Here is a 16945-nt window from a genome sequence, read left to right as displayed (position 1 = left end):
TATATGAAATATATTGTAATTACATTAATCGGAGCGTTGGCTTCTGTTCTTTCAAACCAGGGAATTGCAGTATTTAATGATGGTTTCCGACCGATTGCAGGTCAGTATTTTAATGGAGAAATCAGCCGCAAAGAATTAGCCGCCATGAGCTTTGCCATCAGCTTCGGATTGGTAATAGGATTTGGTATTCCCACATCCATAGCAGCAAGTATTATTCTCATCCACTGTTTACTGCTGACCACAGATATGATCGGTTCCTTCTGCAATAACAGCAGAAACGGTATGATTCTTTCAGCAGCAATCGGAGCGGTTTATGGTGTTGCCATACTGGCAGGTCTGGAATTTATAGTGAAATTTTTCGGCTACCTTCCTTATAATTTTACAAGTGATTTAGGAAGTGTATCTGGCTACATAACAGTAGCATTTGCCATATTCCCTGCAATTGGTATTGCTTATCAGCATGGATTTAAGAAAGGTATGATAGCCGGAGGGGTAACGATCCTGGTTTATTATCTGATTAAAAAATTCGGAGTTTTTACACTTGGAGCTGGTAAGGTCACTTTAAATGCAGAAGGCATGGCAATGTTAGCAGGAATGATACTAATGATCGTTTTTGCTGCGCAGCGCAAAGGAACTGAAAATACCAATGAGGTACTCACCCAGGGCTTTGAAGGTAATATTCTCCGGATTCGTAAGAAATGGCTGCTTCTTGCAATTATGGGCGGACTTCTTGCGGCTGGGACCAGTCTTTCCATCGTAGCAGGTGATCCGGCCTCCTTGGCACTGTTAGCAAAACAAGAGTATAGCAACGCCGGTTTAACCGCTTTGGCAAGAGCCATTGGCTTTATCCCACTTGTATTTACTACTGCCATCGTTACTGGAGTGTATGGCGTGGCAGGATGCACATTTGTTTTTGTGATTGGATTGTTTTTCCATGGCAATCCCATTGTTGCATTTATTCTGGGTTTTGCAGTTATGGTCGCTGAAATTTATCTCATTAATATATTCGCAAAGGGAATGGATCGTTTCCCCGGCGTGAAAGACATGGGTGAATACGTGAGAACTTCCATGAACAAGGTGCTTGAGGTCTCACTGCTGGCAGGAGGAATCGTAGCTGCTGAAAAAATGTCTGTGGCTGCCTCCGGCTACACAGGAATTGGAGCACTGTTTGTAATAGGGGCATTTCTGTTAAATAAGAAAGCAAAAAAACCAATCGTAGATCTTGCTGTTGGCCCGGTGGCGTGTATCGTATTTGGTATACTGATGAATCTGCTTTTACTGATTGGACTTATCGCAGTTCCTGTTGCGAAATAAGGTCATTTTATGGAAAAGATTGTACATTATGCAAAGAAGACATTTCTTGCTCTGAAAGATCCCTATCATACGGTTATTACTGTAAAACCAGGCATTATTGACAAAGCGGCTTCTTTTTTGGAGAACCAGGGTGAGGTCTGGTACACGGGGTTTAAACATACAGCCGCCATACCGGCAGAACTAAAAGAACGGCTGGAGAAAAGGGGATTTCTGATTCATACAACGGATCAGATGGCTTTAGGAGGAAGAGCAATTGACTTACAGCTTATTAATCCCATCACAGGGAACTGGATGACCGGATCCAGCAGCGGTACGGCCTTAAATGTATTTTATGGAATCAATGATGCAGGTATTGGAACGGATGGCGGGGGCAGCGTGCTTGCTCCAGCCGCCGCTCTCAATCTTTACGGTTTTATCTCTCCCATGATCGAGCAGGAGAAAATGATCCGTTATCATAGGATTTCGACAGATGGAATCGGGTTTCAGCCTGCCATAGGCGCCATTACCAGAGATCTTGATACCATGGAGAAGCTGTTAAACCCTTTGTCTGGATATGACATAACCAAATTTCAGCCGCAGGAAAATGCTTACACAATAATTGAGACGGAAAAAAGCCATAACCAGCCAGACATTTATGGAAGCCGGGAACCATTGATTGAATATTTAAAAAGTGAGGTGAAGTCCCGTACCGTTGTTATATCCACCGAAGGTCCGGTAGATGTGAATGCTCCTGGTGACAGCATATATGGACATTTTGATGAAGAAACGGCGAAACATCAGAGCCGGTCTGGCAAAGGGCTGATGCGGGTTGTTAATATGAGCGGGAAATCAGCACTGACCGTTCCGGCAAAAGGACTTGGGCGCTGCACAGTTCTTATCTGTGAAAGCAGGCCGGAGGATATCGCTTACATGTTCCAGCTGGCAAGGGCATATCAGAATCAGCCTTCCCCATTAATTCAACGGTATTTCATGAATTTCGATATGTATTTTCAGCAGTAAAGAGAGGAGGAGTTTATGAAAAAAGGATATACACTGATGCATGAACACATCACCATAGATTTATCCGGAATCAAGAATGATGAAGACTGCCGTCTGGACTGCTTTGAGGAGTCACAAAATGAGCTGTGCCGGCTGTATGAGCTTGGGGTAAGAAGAATTCTCGATGTAACCAATATGGGCATGGGACGAAACTCCGATTACTGCCGCCTGATGGAAGAAAACACCGGAATCCAGATTCTTTCAGCGACCGGATTTTATAAGGAACCCTTTCTTCCGGAATTTGTTTATACCATGTCTGTCAGGGAACTGGCCAGGCTTGCGATAAAAGAAATCTCAGAAGGGATCGAAAATACAGGAATTAAGGCAAGTGTAATCGGGGAATTCGGCACCAGTAAGGATACCTTTACTGAAATGGAACGAAAAGTTTTTGATTCCATGGCTCTTGCAGCCGTACAAACCGGTGCAGTTGTTACCACCCATACTACCCTTGGAACCATGGCTTTGGAGCAGGCAGAATATTTAAAAGCCGAAGGAGTAAAGCCGGAAAATATTATTATCGGGCATCTGGATCTGTCCCAAAATCCGGATACCATTATATCGGTATTGAAGGAAGGCGTAAATATTGGATTTGATACGGTAGGAAAAAATAATTACTGTCCGGATACTTTCCGCGCCCAGATGTTAAAACGAATTGCCAAAGAAGGTTATCTGGATCAGGTGGTGCTATCCATGGACATTACAAGAAAGTCACATTTAAAGAAGTGGGGAGGACCAGGCTATGCATATTTGTTTGAAACATTTCTTCCCATGCTTCAGGAATACGGATTGTCTGAAAAGCAGATCGAGCAGTTGATGATTGATAATCCAAACAGGATATTAAAACAGGAGGCTTAACATGAATACCAGTCCACTTAACAGCTTATCCGTTCAGGAAGCAGCCAGACTGCAATTTAAAATTATAGACTGCATTACGAAAAGATTTGAAGGTCATCAAATACTAACACAGGGAGATTTAGGAGTCACTCCCGGAATCAATAAACCTGTCACAACTCAGAAAGCAGAACAGGTAATTGCAGATATTTTTGATGCAGAAGCCTGTATTCTGGTAAGAGGGGCAGGAACTGGAGCCATTCGCCTGGGACTTCACAGTATGTTAAAACCAGGTGAAAAAATACTGGTTCACAAAGCACCTGTTTACAATACTACGGCTGTTTCCATGGAAATGATGAACATTTCCGGGGTAGAGGCAGATTATAATGACTTAAGAGAGATAAAGCAGGTAATAAAGGAAAACCCGGAGTTAAAAGGTGCACTGATCCAGTATACAAGACAAAAACCGGAGGATGCCTATGATATGGCACAGGTGGTGAAAACAATAAAAGAGAGCGGCAGTCTGCCAGTCCTTACTGATGACAATTATGCCGTTATGAAAGTCAGCCGGATTGGAATTCAGTGCGGTGCTGATCTCTCCTGTTTTTCAGCCTTTAAACTTCTGGGACCGGAGGGGGTTGGCGTAATCGTAGGAAAGGCTTCCTATATTGAAAAGCTGGTGAGAGAAAATTATTCCGGTGGAATGCAGGTGCAGGGACATGAAGCACTTGAAGTACTCCGTGGTTTTGCATATGCGCCGGTGGCTCTTGCCATACAGGCAGAGGTAAATGAAGAATGTGTAACACGGCTGAATTCAGGTGAGATACCTTGCGTAAAGCAGGCGTTTCTTGCAAATGCACAGTCAAAGGTTCTTCTGGTGGAGTTTAAAGAAGAGATTGCTGAGAAAGTTCTTAAAGAAGCAGAAAAACTAGGTGCAGCGCCTAATCCCGTAGGAGCAGAGTCGAAATATGAGATCGTACCCATGTTTTACAAGATATCCGGGACATTTCAGAGTGCAGATCCAGCACTTAAAAATCGCATGATTCGTATCAATCCCATGCGTTCGGGAGCTGATACCATTTTACGTATATTAAAAGAAGCAGCGGAAAGAGTGATATAGATGTTTTTAAAGCAGACAGTAAAACGAAACAGGGATTTAGCAGAGGTTTCTTTTCAAATGCATCAAAGCGGACAAATCCAGCCAGATTCCTATGTAATAGACGTGGACACATTTCTGGAAAATGCTGCTCTGATGCTTAAGGAAGCAAAGAAAATGGGAATCCGGCTGTTTTTTATGCTGAAACAGGTGGGCAGGAACCCATATCTTGCAGGAAAGCTGATGGAACTTGGCTTTGAAGGAGCGGTGGCAGTTGATTACAGGGAAGCCAGAATCCTGATGAATCATCGGATTCCCATAGCCAATATCGGTCATCTGGTGCAAATCCCCGACTCCCAGATTGAGGAGTTTGTGGCATATCGTCCAAAGATGATAACGGTTTATTCGGAGGAGAAAATCAGCCGGATACATGTGGCAGCCAAGAAGCTGGGAGTGATTCAGGATGTGATTTTACGTGTTTACAATGATTCAGATATGATATATTCCGGGCAGACAGCAGGATTTCATCTGAATGAGTTAGAAGCGCTTACTGCACGGATAAAACGTTTGTATCCCTGTGTCACTATAATAGGTGTAACTTCTTTCCCCTGTTTTTTATATGATGAAACTGCCGGAGATCTAAGAGCCACCGAGAATATGAATACAGTAAAACAGGCTGTAGAGATTCTTAACAGAAACGGAATAAGCTGCAGTGTTATTGATACACCTTCCGGAACCTGTATCCATGCTTTGGAAAAAATAAAGGAGCAGGGCGGTAACTGCGGAGAACCAGGTCATGGGCTTTCTGGTACAACACCAATGCATGCAGTAAAGATGATGCCGGAACTACCATGTGTAACATACGTAAGTGAAGTATCCCATAATTTTATGGGGAAGGCTTATTGTTATGGAGGCGGTTATTACAGGCGTTCCCATTTGCAAAATGCATTGGTTGGCGTATCTCTTGAAAAATCGGAAGAAATAGGCGTAATCCCTCCCTCTGATGAAAATATTGATTACTATATTGGATTGGAGAAAGAGTGTGCAGTAGGGGATACAGTTGTAATGGCTTTCCGTTTTCAGATATTTGTAACCAGGTCTGATGTTGTACTGGTAGAAGGATTAAAAGAGAAAAAACCGTATATTACCGGGATCTATAACAGCATGGGGATGAAAAAATGAAAAAAAGGTTTATTGTTATCGTTTTAGATGGATTTGGCATCGGAGCGATGGAAGATGCTGTCAGAGTCAGACCGGGAGATGAAAGAGCCAATACTTTAAAAAGCATTTTAAAGGATTACCCGGATCTAAAGCTTCCAACCCTTGAAAAACTGGGCCTGATGAATGCGTATGGGGAAGAAAGTGAACAGATGAAATTTTCTCCGGAGGCAAATTACGGCAGCTGCCAGCTGATGCATTTTGGTGCTGATACATTTATGGGACATCAGGAAATTATGGGGACACTTCCGAAAGAGCCTAAGATGCATCCGTTCCAGGAGAAGGTGGATGAAATAAAAAACCATCTTAAGGCAAGCGGGCATGACGTTCAGATTATGGAAAATCAGGGTTTGAGATACCTTCTGGTGGATCAATATGTAACAGTAGCAGATAATCTGGAAGCAGATCCTGGCATGTGCTACAATGTAACGGCTCCACTGGATTTTATATCATTTGAAAAAGAATACGAAATTGCCCGAAAGGTAAGAGAAATTGCCTTAGTTGGCCGTGTCATTGTATTTGGCGGTAATGGAAATACGATGGAGGATCTGTTTCAGGCAGAGGAAGTAAAGCAGAATCGCTTTATTGGTATCTCCTCAGTAAAATCAAAATCCTATGAACGTGGATATCAGTGCAGACACTTAGGATATGGAGTAGACCAGAACGTACAGGCTCCTACAATACTGACAAACCAGGGATATTCCTGTACATTGATTGGAAAAGTGGCGGACATTGTTGCAAACGACAATGGGTTAAGCATTTCCTGCGTACCTACAAAAGAGGTTATGGATCTTACAATCCGTGAAACAAAAGCTATGACTGAGGGATTTGTCTGTACCAATGTACAGGAAACAGATCTGGCAGGTCACTCTCAGTCTACCAAAAACTATAAGGATATTTTGGAGATTGCTGACAGGGGAATTGGAGAATTGATACCTGAACTGACATCGGATGATATTCTTGTAGTAATGGCTGACCATGGAAATGATCCACTAATTGGTCACAGCAGACATACCAGAGAATGTGTCCCTCTTTTAATATACAAAAATGGGGTGACTGGCAGAAATATGGGAAGAAGAAAAAGTCTTTCCGATGCAGGCGCATCTGTCTGTGATTATTTTAATACAATGAAACCACAAAATGGAGAATCTTTTCTAAATGAGCTTTTAGACAGAAGATAGGAGAAAAGGCTGGAATTTCCATTGTCTATGGAGATCCCAGCCTTTCGTATTTCTTTATAATTCTATTCTACAGTCACGGATTTAGCCAGATTCCTGGGCTGATCCACATCTAAATTTTTCCCTACAGATGCATAATAAGCAATGAGCTGTAAAACCACTGCAATGGGAAATACCGTGAAACGATCCCCGATATCCGGAATATTGATCTGGATATCTGCGATGCCGGGTTCTACATTCATACTTTCCTTTGTAAGCAGAATTACAAAGGCCCCTCTTGCTTTTACTTCCCTGATATTGGACATGGTCTTTAAAAAGACATTTTCCTGGGTGGCAATGGCAATTACGGGCACCTCCTGTGTGATGAGAGCGATGGTACCGTGTTTTAACTCGCCGGCAGCGTAGGCTTCCGCATGAATATAAGAAATTTCCTTTAATTTTAATGCTCCCTCAAGAGAGAATGCGTAATCAAGTCCCCGACCAATGAAAAAGGCATCCGGCTTATTGATTAAATGGGTTACCAGTGCTTTCACCATATCCCTTTTTTCTATCATGGCTTCCATGGCGGGAATGGAGTCAAGGAGCTTCTTCATGAAGTCCTCAGCTTCAGCTACGCTGTATTTTTCCCTTACAAGGGCCATACGACAGCAAACCATATAGAGGGCAGCCAGCTGAACGGAATAAGCTTTTGTGCTGGCTACTGCAATTTCAGGGCCTGCGTGGGTATAGAGTACATAATCGCTTTCTCTTGCAATGGTAGAGCCTTTTACATTAACGACTGAAAGGGTTTTGGAACCATAGCTTTTAGCCAGACGAAGAGCTGCCAGAGTATCGATGGTCTCACCGGATTGGGAAATAATAATAACCAGGGTTTTGTCATCAACCAGTGGATTTTCATACCGGAATTCCGATGCGATGGATACTGTGACCGGAATTCGAAGAAGAGGTTCCATTAAGGCTCTTGCAGCCATACCGGCATGCATGGCAGTCCCGCAGGCCACAATCTGAACCTGATTACAATCCTTAAATACATAGTCAGGTATCTGGTCATCGGTAAAATCAGGCAGCCCCTTTGCAAGGCGGGGGAGTATGGTATTTTTTAACGCGTCTGGCTGTTCGTGAATTTCTTTCAGCATGAAATGAGGAAAACCATTTTTCATGGCAGCATCCATATTCCAGTTTACTTCCAGAATTTCCGGCTCCTGCTCCTTTAAGTCCAGGTCATATAGATGGACTTTGTAGGAGGTGAGTCTTAAAATGTGATCCTCAGGTACCACAAAATATTGTCTGGTATAAGGAATCAGCGCTGTCAGATCCGATGCTACAAAGGACCCTGAGTGGGTATATGCAGCCACAAGAGGACTTACATTCCGGATTGCATAGATTTCCCCCGGATGATCTTCAAACATCATACAGAAGCTATATGACCCCTTTAAATGGGTAACCAGCTTTGCTATTGCTTCTGCAGGATTTCCGTCATAAAGACTTTCAAGAACCCAGGCTGCCACTTCGCTGTCTGTTTCAGAGAGAAGCTTTCCTTCCAGGTGAAAGTCAGTGGTGAGCTGATGATAGTTTTCAATAATGCCATTGTGAACCAGTATTACCCGTCCTGCTTTGTGAGGATGGGTGTTTTCTGTAGTGACACCACCGTGGGTTGCCCATCTGGTGTGTCCAAGTCCACAGTGAGTTACCTGGCTTATATCCTCACAGCCCTTTTTCAAATTAGAGACTTTTCCGGTATGTCGAACCAGCTGAATTCTGGAATTTTCCATACAAAGAGCAATTCCTGCACTGTCATATCCACGGTATTCCAGCTGGGAGAGCCCTTCCAGCAATATTTTCTTTGAGTCCAAAGGTCCTGTATATCCTATAATTCCACACATAATATAATCTCCTTTTTCAATGTTCTATTAATATAATAATCTGAATCTTTCTATTACGCACACAAAAACAAGCTGTCTTCCATCGTTTGTAAAAACGGACAGCATTTTGTTTATCACGTTTTCTCCTGCATATACCGGTTCCAGAGTGGTTGTTTTGCAGTTACCTGCATATTTCACAATGGATACACGCCCGGATGGCATGGAAGGGCATCCGCCGAATATTCGATAACCCTTCACCTCGTTAACCCTGGATACCGTTTTCCTACGAAAACGCTCACGATCGTATCCTCAGGTGCATGGCGCTTAGCTTTGCTATTTGTATTTATGCCTCCTTCATAAATTTAGTTTATTATAACTTTTCTTTCTTTGTGCGTCAATAGCATGATTTACATTCATTTTACTAAAAGATTCTTTTTCATTTTACATGGGATCTCTAAAATGAAGTCAGGACATAAGAAAGGAAGCAGCATCCTATGGCAAGTCTATCTTTGGTAAATGTATGCAAAACATTTAAAAATGGTCAGATTGCGGTAAAGAATTTCAATCTGGATATAAGAGATCAGGAGTTTCTGATTCTGGTAGGTCCTTCCGGCTGTGGTAAATCTACTACACTGCGGATGATAGCCGGACTTGAGGAGATATCCTCCGGGGAGCTATGGATAGACGGTGAATTAATGAATCTGGCTGTTCCCCAAAAAAGAGATCTATCCATGGTGTTTCAGTCCTATGCTCTTTATCCTCATCTGACTGTTTATGAGAACATGGCATTTAGTTTACGAGTACGAAATGTTGGTAAAACAGAAATTGATCAGCGAGTGAGAAAAGCGGCAGATGTTTTATGCATCAGCCACTTATTGGACAGGAAACCCCACGCTTTATCCGGTGGACAAAAGCAGAGAGTGGCAATCGGGAGCGCAATTGTCCGTGAACCAAAAGCTTATCTGATGGATGAGCCTCTGTCCAATCTGGATGCAAAGCTGAGAACACAGATGAGGGTTGAATTATCCAAGATACACAAGGAGCTTGGGGCAACCATTATATATGTAACTCATGATCAGGTAGAGGCAATGACTTTAGGAACGAGAATTGTGGTTATGAATTCCGGGGTTATATTACAGGCTGCTGAACCCAAAGCTCTATATATGAATCCGATCAATAAATTTGTAGCTGGCTTCATCGGATCTCCTTCCATGAATTTCATTCCAGTCTGGGTGGAGAGAAGAGAAGAACGGATTTGTGTGGAGTTTTCAAAGAACAGATTGTTTGTAAATGAGGAATGCGCAAAAAGGCTTATAGACGGTGATTATCTGGGCAGAAGAGTATATCTTGGTATCCGTCCCGAGGATTTGCATGAAACTGGTTCCAAAGATCAGGAACTGAAATTGAATGTAGAGATAAAGGAGGTTCTGGGATCAGAAATCCTTCTTCATGGAAAAATAGGAAGAAGCCCGGTATGTGCCAGACTGAAGCCGGATTTTTCGTCTGAAGGGGGTAAGGAAGTATCCATCTTTGCAGACATGAGTCGGATTTTGCTGTTTGATATGGAGACTGAAAATAACATATTATACCGTTAAGGAGCAATTCAATGAATTATAAATTAGTTACAAGAAAATTAAGTCCATATGTTTACATCGCTCCTGCCATGGCAATTTTTGCTCTTTTTCTGTTTTTCCCATTTTTCAAGACTATTTATTTAAGCCTTTTTAAAACAAATAAAATGGGGCAGGCAAAGTTGTTTGTGGGTGCAGGAAATTATTCCGAACTATTAAGCTCAGCGTCTTTTTTTAACAGTCTTTTTGTAACGTTTGTATTTGTACTGATCGTAGTGAGTGTCAGTATGCTTTTAGGTCTTATTACTGCCGTATTATGTAATCAGTCTTTTCCAGGGATCCGGATATTCAGCACTGCTTATGCGCTCCCAATGGCAATCGCCTCCAGCTCAGCTGCTATGATATTTAAAATCATGCTTCATCCGGCTATTGGAATCGTTAATAAGATCCTGGGATTACATATTAACTGGATCAGCGACCCCAGATATGCACTGATTTGTGTGGCGCTTCTAACAGCTTGGCTTAACAGCGGCATTAACTTTCTTTACTTTAGCGCTGGTTTAAGTAATATTGATGAAGTTATTTATGAGAGAGCATCGGTAGACGGAGCCAATTCATTTCAGAAATTTTTCCGCCTTACACTTCCGGGTTTAAGTCCGATCCTGTTTTATACGCTGGTTGTTAATATTATTCAGGCGTTTCAGTCCTTTGGCCAGGTTAAGGTATTAACCATGGGAGGACCGGGAGAATCCACCAATTTAATTGTTTACTCCATTTACCGGGATGCATTTTTTAATTACCGTTTTGGCAGTGCAGCAGCCCAGTCTGTGATTTTATTCGTCATCATTATGGTTCTGACTTTATGTATGTTTCGATTGGAAAAGAAAGGAGTACACTATTGATGGAAACTGTTATTTCCAGGGCTGTAAAAGATATCAGCAGAGAAGAACTTGAGAATCTGAAAAGAGAGGCATTAAAGAAAGCGGTTTTTCGCCGCAGGGTTGGCAGGCTTGCTTTGACTGGGATTAATTTACTTATGGCCCTGTTTCTTCTGCTACCGCTTTTATATGCTGTCAGCATAGCGCTGATGCCTTCCGGTGAACTGTTTACAACCAGTATGAACTTAATACCTGCAACACCAACACTTGATAATTTCCGTCAGGCAATGGTTAAAATACCGTTAACCCGCTTTATTGTGAATTCATTTTTAGTAGCAGGCTGTATCACTGCAGGGCAGATCATATCCTGTTCACTGGCGGCATTTTCCTTTTCCTTTCTGGAATTTAAGGGCAAAAATCTGCTGTTTATGCTTGTGATGGCGACTATGATGATACCTGGAGAAGCGACGATTATATCCAATTACTTAACAGTAAGCGGATTTCGGTGGCTTGACAGCTATAAGGTTTTAATTATTCCTTATCTGACATCTGCTATGGGTATCTTTTTATTCCGGCAGTTCTATAAATCGTTTCCCATATCATTATACGAATCTGCCCGGATTGATGGATGCTCTGACTTAAGATTTATTTACAGCATCCTCATACCTCTTACCAAGTCAGCCATAGGTGCCATGGCAGTATATACCTTCATCAATGCCTGGAATATGTATTTGTGGCCCCTTCTTGTTACAGGTTCAGATAAAATGAGAACGGTTCAGATCGGAATCGGAATGTTAGACAGTGTGGATTCCCAGTCAATTTCCATGATGATAGCCGGAGTAGTAATGATTATCATACCATCAATTTCCGTATTTATCTTAGGGCAAAAGCAGCTGATCAGAGGAATGTTTTCAGGAGCCGTAAAAGGCTGACCTGATTCAGAATAAATCTTACATAAAATTTGGAGGACAATCATGAGAAAGAGAGCAGTTTCCTTTTGTATGGCGGCTATCATGGCTGCAGGACTGTTATCCGGCTGTTCCAGCCAGACCGGATCCGGAAATACCGCTGCATCTGAAACGAAAGAAGAAGTAACAACCAGTGCAGCACCTGTTGCCGCAGAAACTTCAGGAAATACACAAAAGACTTCCATTACATTCTGGCACTCCATGGGCGGCGTCAATGGAAAAGCAATTGATGCACTTGTAGAAAAATTTAATAAGGAAAATACTTCCGGGATCACGGTTGAGGCTCAGTATCAGGGCAGCTATGACGATGCCATTAACAAGTTAAAAAGCGCTCAGATCGGTAACATGGGGGCAGATCTTGTACAGATTTACGACATTGGAACCAGATTCATGATTGATTCAGGCTGGGTTGTTCCAATGCAGCAGCTGATTGATGAGGATAAATGGGATCTCTCTCAGGTTGAACCTAATATTGCGGCATATTATACAGTAAATGGTACTTTATATTCCATGCCATTTAACTCATCTACTCCTATTCTATATTATAACAAAGATATTTTTAAGAAAGCCGGAATTACAGAGATTCCAGACAGCCTTCCGGGAATTGAACGGGTGGGAGATGACCTGCTTAAGAAAGGCGGAGCGGGAGAGGTTCTTTCTCTTGGAATTTATGGCTGGTTTTTTGAACAGTTTACCTGCAAGCAGCAGGCCAACTATGCAGACAATGGAAATGGAAGAGAATCAGCAGCAACTGCCGTTGATTTTGATAAAAATGGAGCCGGTGTGAAAACGCTGACTGCATGGAAAGAATTATCAACCAAAGGATATGCACCAAACGTGGGTAGAGGGGGAGATGCCGGGCTTGCAGACTTCAGCTCTGGAAAATCAGCCATGACACTGGGTTCAACTGCATCCTTAAAACAGATCTTAAATGATGTTAATGGAAAATTTGAAGTAGGAACCGCTTATTTTCCTAAAGTTAGTGACGATGATAAGGGTGGCGTATCCATCGGCGGCGGTTCTTTGTGGGCATTAAATAATAATGATGCAAACAAACAGAAAGCGGTATGGGAATTTGTTAAGTTTCTTGTTTCACCGGAAAGCCAGGCATTCTGGAACTCTCAGACAGGATATTTCCCAATCACCACTGCAGCTCATAATGAACCAGTTTTTAAAGATAACATAGCAAAGTTCCCACAATTTCAGACTGCCATTGATCAGCTTCATGATTCCACACCGCAGTCAGCAGGCGCTTTATTAAGTGTATTTCCAGAAGCAAGACAGACGGTGGAAACAGAAATTGAAAACATGATTAACAACAATGGTACACCAGAGGATGCCGTTAAGAAAATGGCAGATAGCATCAATAAATCCATTGCAGATTATAATTTATTAAATAAATAGTATCAGAAAGGATATTAGCAGATGAAAACAAAGGTTTGGGCTCACAGGGGAGCTTCCGCTTATGCGCCGGAAAACACACTGGAAGCATTTGAACTGGCAGCCAGGCAGCAGGCAGACGGAGTGGAGCTGGACGTACAGCTTACCAAAGACGGAAAACTGGCCGTAATCCATGATGAAACAATTGACCGGACCTGTAATGGTTCTGGTAATGTAAAAGATTACACCATGGCTGAACTAAAACAATTTTCCTGTAATAAAACACACCCGGAATACGCAGCTGCAGTCATACCAGAGTTAAAAGAAGTTCTTAAGCTGTTAAAGCCAACGGATTTAACTGTTAATATCGAACTGAAAACTGGTGTATACCGTTACAAGGGAATTGAAGAAAAAGTATTAAAGCTGGTTAAAAAAATGGAGATGGAAGAGAGGGTAATCTATTCCTCCTTCCATCATCCCAGCATTATAAAAATCAAAAGGCTGGATCCGGAAGCAAAAACAGGTATTTTATACTCAGATGGCTGGATTCATGTGGTCGCTTATGCAAAGCTGATCGGAGCAGACGCTCTTCACCCGTCTGTTAATAATCTGCGTTCAGAAAAGTTGATCAAAGAATCAAAAAAGAAGAAGATTCCTCTTCATGTATGGACTGTCAACGAGGAAGCGTTAATGGAATATTTAGCGGAGCAGGGGATTGGAGCAATTATAACCAATTACCCTGACATAGCAAGAAGAATAGTGGATAAGAAAGGATAAAAATTATATGATACGATTAGTAGCCTCCGATATGGATGGAACATTGTTAAACCGTTATGGTAAAATTACTTTAAAAAACCAGGCTGCTGTTCATGCATTGAACAAAAGAAATATTGGTTTCGTTGTATGCACAGGGCGAAATTATGCAGATGCTTATGCGCCTTTGGAGGAAGCAGGAATATCCTGTGATATCATTTGCATGAATGGTGCTGCTGTTTACAACAGCATGGGGGAACGAATCCGCAAGCAGACGTTATTTAAAAATCAGGTTAGCCGTATTCTCACCATATGCCGGCCATTTTCCGTGCTTTACGATTTTATGACGGATGAGGGCAGTTACACCACCTCAAGTCTTAAGGAATTTAAGGAAAGCTTCGAAAACAAAATTTTTCTTTCCATGGTTTCCGATGAACACACCTTCGAAACCATTGTGAAACGTTTTCAGTTTGTTTCGGAAGAGGCTTTGCTTCAATCTGATACTGATATTTATAAAATGTCGGTTGTGCATGAGGATCCTAAAGTTCTTTCTTATATCCGTTCCTGTCTGGAGAAGGAAGAAGGGATATCCATTGCCTCCTCAGCCGCTACCAATCTTGAAATAACACATTTCTATGCTCAAAAAGGAAATGCACTGCTTGAATACGCCATTAATAATAAAATTCATCCCAGGGAAATCCTTGCCATGGGGGACAGTGAAAATGATTTATCTATGCTCATTCTTCCACTGGGTTACACCGTTGCCATGGAAAATGGATCTGAAAAAATCAGGAAAAGTGCACGGCTCATCACCAGATCCAATGAAGAGGATGGAGTAGCAGCAGCAATTGAAACGCTGGTTTTGTCGGATTCAGCTTTAGCAACCGGTTAATAAACGATTATCACTCATATGATTATCTGATATCATATCTGAATCCTCATCTTTTCCCTTTTATTCTACCGTTCAGACTCATTTCTGAACATTCAAATTCAACTTTATCCCGGTTTTATCCGGATCTTTTGAAAGATTATTGATTGACCGATAAAATTAAGAGAAAAGCAAGAAATAAGAGTTGAATTTCTGTTAGAATATGTGGGGTTGTCTAAGACAACATGGGAAAGGATTGAGGACAGAGTCATGGATCATGAGGATGAATTAGATCGTATGAGGGCCCGGAAAAAAAGAAGCGATAACGGCAGAATGCGTGAGAAGCCTACACAACATACACCGGAAAGAAAAAGTCAGGCACAGGAGCCAATGCAGGCTTCCCATGGTGACAGAACTTATTACAGTACTGGTGATGGCAGGAATCCACGGGCTAGATACAGTGGTCAGCAGACCAGTGCAAACCACAAAAAGAAAAAAAGGCATCATAAGAAGCACAAATTGGTAGTTAAATTAGTTATCATTGCAGCATTGCTGATTGCAGGAATATTTCTTTTTAAACAGAGAACCCATCAGAAGGGTTATTGGACAATTGCCGTTTTTGGCGTGGACTCCAGAGATGGAAACTTAGACAAAGGCGCCTTGTCGGATGTGGAGATGCTTTGCAATATTAATAAGGAAACTGGTGAAATCAAGCTGTTGTCTGTTTACCGCGATACCTATTTAAAGATTAACAGCAAGGGCACTTATCATAAAATTAATGAAGCATATTTTAAGGGCGGGCACAAACAGGCCATGGAAGCCCTCAACGAGAATCTGGATTTAAATATTGATGATTATGCAACCTTTAACTGGAAGTCTGTAGCAGATGCCATTAATATTCTTGGAGGAATTGATCTGGAAATCACAGACTCAGAATTTGCTTACATAAACGGTTTCATCACAGAAACAGTAAATTCCACGGGAGTTGGGTCCCACCAGCTGAAACATGCCGGAATGAATCATTTAGATGGTGTACAGGCAGTTGCTTACGCAAGGCTGCGTCTGATGGATACTGACTTTAATCGAACCGAGCGTCAGAGAAAAGTCGTAAATCTGGCTATGGAAAAAGCAAAAAATGCGGATTTTGCCACCAGAAAAACGCTGGTAGCAACAGTTTTCCCGCAGATCTCCACCAGTGTGGGCATGAATGATATTCTGGCGATTGCAAAGGGTATCAGTAAATATCACATTGGCGAAACTGCTGGTTTTCCATTCTCACGTACTACCATGAAAATTGGAAAAATGGACTGTGTAATACCAACCACTCTGGAGAGCAACGTAGTGCAGCTGCATCAGTTCCTCTATGGTCAGGAAAACTATGCTCCGTCCTCCACAGTAAAGAAAATCAGTGCATCCATTTCAAAAGAAACCGGACTCACAGAACCTGGTAAAAACACCCCGACTGGAGGCGGCTCCAGCGGCAAAAAGGGTAAGAAACAAACGGAAGCTGTAGAGACAGCTCCGGCACAGACAGAGGCCGTTGTTGAAACGACGGAGGAAATAAAAGAGACAGTAAAGGAAACAACGGTACCAGAGACCAGAGAGCAGGAGAGTGGGAAAGCACCAACCAATGATGACGGAAGCCTGATCGGGCCTGGAGCAAAAGTTCCTGATACAAAAGAAGAAACAAAGAAAGAAGAAACAACAAAAGAAACAAAAAAGCCAGTCAGCTCAGACAAAGCTTCTGAAGAAGAAGTACCCACGGAACCAGAGACAAATGCAGGTCCAGGGGCATAAATATAATTAATTTCCATCGGAGTTGTTTTAAACAACTCCGATTTTTTGCCTGTAAACATAAAAATCCGGCTATTATAAATGAATTTGCGCTGCTAAGAATACTTTAGAAAATTATATAGTAGAAATGTTATATTAATTGAAATTTATAATATAATAAAAAGGGTGCTACCAATGATTATTATAGTTTTATTTC

The 16945-nt window shown here is 42.0% G+C and carries 15 protein-coding genes; 13 read left to right on the top strand and 2 right to left on the bottom strand.

The genetic code is table 11. From position 1 onward, the window contains the following. Window positions 1–3 precede the first annotated feature (3 nt). The 6 genes from ACOAOT_RS09125 to ACOAOT_RS09100 are packed head-to-tail and all read left to right on the top strand — an operon-like array spanning window position 4 to window position 6678. Window positions 4–1314 (top strand): YhfT family protein, encoded by a 1311-nt coding sequence (locus ACOAOT_RS09125; RefSeq protein ID WP_420216730.1) that lies wholly within the window; start codon window positions 4–6, stop codon window positions 1312–1314. Window positions 1315–1323: 9 nt separating this feature from the next. Further along, the gene (locus ACOAOT_RS09120; RefSeq protein ID WP_420216729.1) at window positions 1324–2313 is read left to right on the top strand and encodes an amidase family protein; all 990 of its coding nucleotides are present in this window, start codon (window positions 1324–1326) and stop codon (window positions 2311–2313) included. Between the two features lie 15 nt (window positions 2314–2328). Continuing rightward, window positions 2329–3207 carry a phosphotriesterase family protein gene (locus ACOAOT_RS09115; RefSeq protein WP_420216728.1) on the top strand — a complete coding sequence of 293 codons (879 nt, stop codon included), beginning with the start codon at window positions 2329–2331 and terminating at the stop codon, window positions 3205–3207. A 1-nt stretch (window position 3208) separates the two neighbouring features. Beyond that, the gene (locus ACOAOT_RS09110; protein ID WP_420216727.1) at window positions 3209–4303 is read left to right on the top strand and encodes an aminotransferase class V-fold PLP-dependent enzyme; all 1095 of its coding nucleotides are present in this window, start codon (window positions 3209–3211) and stop codon (window positions 4301–4303) included. Continuing rightward, complete coding sequence (locus ACOAOT_RS09105) at window positions 4304–5461, top strand: alanine racemase (protein WP_420216726.1); 1158 nt, start codon at window positions 4304–4306, stop codon at window positions 5459–5461. Continuing rightward, window positions 5458–6678 (top strand): phosphopentomutase, encoded by a 1221-nt coding sequence (locus ACOAOT_RS09100; protein ID WP_420216725.1) that lies wholly within the window; start codon window positions 5458–5460, stop codon window positions 6676–6678. Before ACOAOT_RS09105 ends, ACOAOT_RS09100 begins: the two co-directional genes overlap by 4 nt. A 62-nt stretch (window positions 6679–6740) precedes the next feature. Here the strand turns inward: ACOAOT_RS09100 and glmS are convergent, their stop codons facing one another. Next, window positions 6741–8558, bottom strand: coding sequence for a glutamine--fructose-6-phosphate transaminase (isomerizing) (gene glmS, locus ACOAOT_RS09095; RefSeq protein ID WP_420216724.1), 1818 nt, complete (start codon window positions 8556–8558; stop codon window positions 6741–6743). Between the two features lie 27 nt (window positions 8559–8585). Continuing rightward, window positions 8586–8795 carry a hypothetical protein gene (locus tag ACOAOT_RS09090; protein WP_420216723.1) on the bottom strand — a complete coding sequence of 70 codons (210 nt, stop codon included), beginning with the start codon at window positions 8793–8795 and terminating at the stop codon, window positions 8586–8588. Window positions 8796–9031: 236 nt separating this feature from the next. On the opposite strand from ACOAOT_RS09090, the gene ACOAOT_RS09085 reads away from it, so the two are divergent. The 7 genes from ACOAOT_RS09085 to ACOAOT_RS09055 all read left to right on the top strand — a co-directional run bounded on the left by ACOAOT_RS09085 (window position 9032) and on the right by ACOAOT_RS09055 (window position 16752). Further along, window positions 9032–10132, top strand: coding sequence for an ABC transporter ATP-binding protein (locus ACOAOT_RS09085; protein WP_420216722.1), 1101 nt, complete (start codon window positions 9032–9034; stop codon window positions 10130–10132). Between the two features lie 11 nt (window positions 10133–10143). Beyond that, complete coding sequence (locus ACOAOT_RS09080; RefSeq protein WP_420216721.1) at window positions 10144–11010, top strand: carbohydrate ABC transporter permease; 867 nt, start codon at window positions 10144–10146, stop codon at window positions 11008–11010. Continuing rightward, the gene (locus tag ACOAOT_RS09075) at window positions 11007–11918 is read left to right on the top strand and encodes a carbohydrate ABC transporter permease (RefSeq protein ID WP_420216720.1); all 912 of its coding nucleotides are present in this window, start codon (window positions 11007–11009) and stop codon (window positions 11916–11918) included. Before ACOAOT_RS09080 ends, ACOAOT_RS09075 begins: the two co-directional genes overlap by 4 nt. 42 nt (window positions 11919–11960) lie before the next feature. Continuing rightward, on the top strand, window positions 11961–13358 hold the full coding sequence (locus ACOAOT_RS09070) for an ABC transporter substrate-binding protein (protein WP_420216719.1): 1398 nt from the start codon (window positions 11961–11963) through the stop codon (window positions 13356–13358). A 21-nt stretch (window positions 13359–13379) separates the two neighbouring features. After that, window positions 13380–14111 carry a glycerophosphodiester phosphodiesterase gene (locus ACOAOT_RS09065; RefSeq protein WP_420216718.1) on the top strand — a complete coding sequence of 244 codons (732 nt, stop codon included), beginning with the start codon at window positions 13380–13382 and terminating at the stop codon, window positions 14109–14111. Window positions 14112–14118: 7 nt separating this feature from the next. Further along, window positions 14119–14979, top strand: coding sequence for a Cof-type HAD-IIB family hydrolase (locus ACOAOT_RS09060; RefSeq protein ID WP_420216717.1), 861 nt, complete (start codon window positions 14119–14121; stop codon window positions 14977–14979). A gap of 246 nt (window positions 14980–15225) precedes the next feature. Beyond that, window positions 15226–16752 (top strand): LCP family protein, encoded by a 1527-nt coding sequence (locus tag ACOAOT_RS09055; RefSeq protein WP_420216716.1) that lies wholly within the window; start codon window positions 15226–15228, stop codon window positions 16750–16752. The last annotated feature ends 193 nt before the right edge of the window (window positions 16753–16945 follow it).

This window comes from Lacrimispora struthionigena (assembly GCF_048627165.1).
Taxonomy (GTDB): domain Bacteria; phylum Bacillota; class Clostridia; order Lachnospirales; family Lachnospiraceae; genus Lacrimispora.
This window is presented reverse-complemented; position numbering and strand designations above follow the sequence as displayed.

Coding starts and splice junctions, on each gene's coding strand:
- ACOAOT_RS09125 (WP_420216730.1), top strand. CDS start 4: ATGAAATATATTGTAATTACATTAATCGGAGCGTTGGCTTCTGTTCTT.
- ACOAOT_RS09120 (WP_420216729.1), top strand. CDS start 1,324: ATGGAAAAGATTGTACATTATGCAAAGAAGACATTTCTTGCTCTGAAA.
- ACOAOT_RS09115 (WP_420216728.1), top strand. CDS start 2,329: ATGAAAAAAGGATATACACTGATGCATGAACACATCACCATAGATTTA.
- ACOAOT_RS09110 (WP_420216727.1), top strand. CDS start 3,209: ATGAATACCAGTCCACTTAACAGCTTATCCGTTCAGGAAGCAGCCAGA.
- ACOAOT_RS09105 (WP_420216726.1), top strand. CDS start 4,304: ATGTTTTTAAAGCAGACAGTAAAACGAAACAGGGATTTAGCAGAGGTT.
- ACOAOT_RS09100 (WP_420216725.1), top strand. CDS start 5,458: ATGAAAAAAAGGTTTATTGTTATCGTTTTAGATGGATTTGGCATCGGA.
- glmS (WP_420216724.1), bottom strand. CDS start 8,558: ATGTGTGGAATTATAGGATATACAGGACCTTTGGACTCAAAGAAAATA.
- ACOAOT_RS09085 (WP_420216722.1), top strand. CDS start 9,032: ATGGCAAGTCTATCTTTGGTAAATGTATGCAAAACATTTAAAAATGGT.
- ACOAOT_RS09080 (WP_420216721.1), top strand. CDS start 10,144: ATGAATTATAAATTAGTTACAAGAAAATTAAGTCCATATGTTTACATC.
- ACOAOT_RS09070 (WP_420216719.1), top strand. CDS start 11,961: ATGAGAAAGAGAGCAGTTTCCTTTTGTATGGCGGCTATCATGGCTGCA.
- ACOAOT_RS09065 (WP_420216718.1), top strand. CDS start 13,380: ATGAAAACAAAGGTTTGGGCTCACAGGGGAGCTTCCGCTTATGCGCCG.
- ACOAOT_RS09060 (WP_420216717.1), top strand. CDS start 14,119: ATGATACGATTAGTAGCCTCCGATATGGATGGAACATTGTTAAACCGT.
- ACOAOT_RS09055 (WP_420216716.1), top strand. CDS start 15,226: ATGGATCATGAGGATGAATTAGATCGTATGAGGGCCCGGAAAAAAAGA.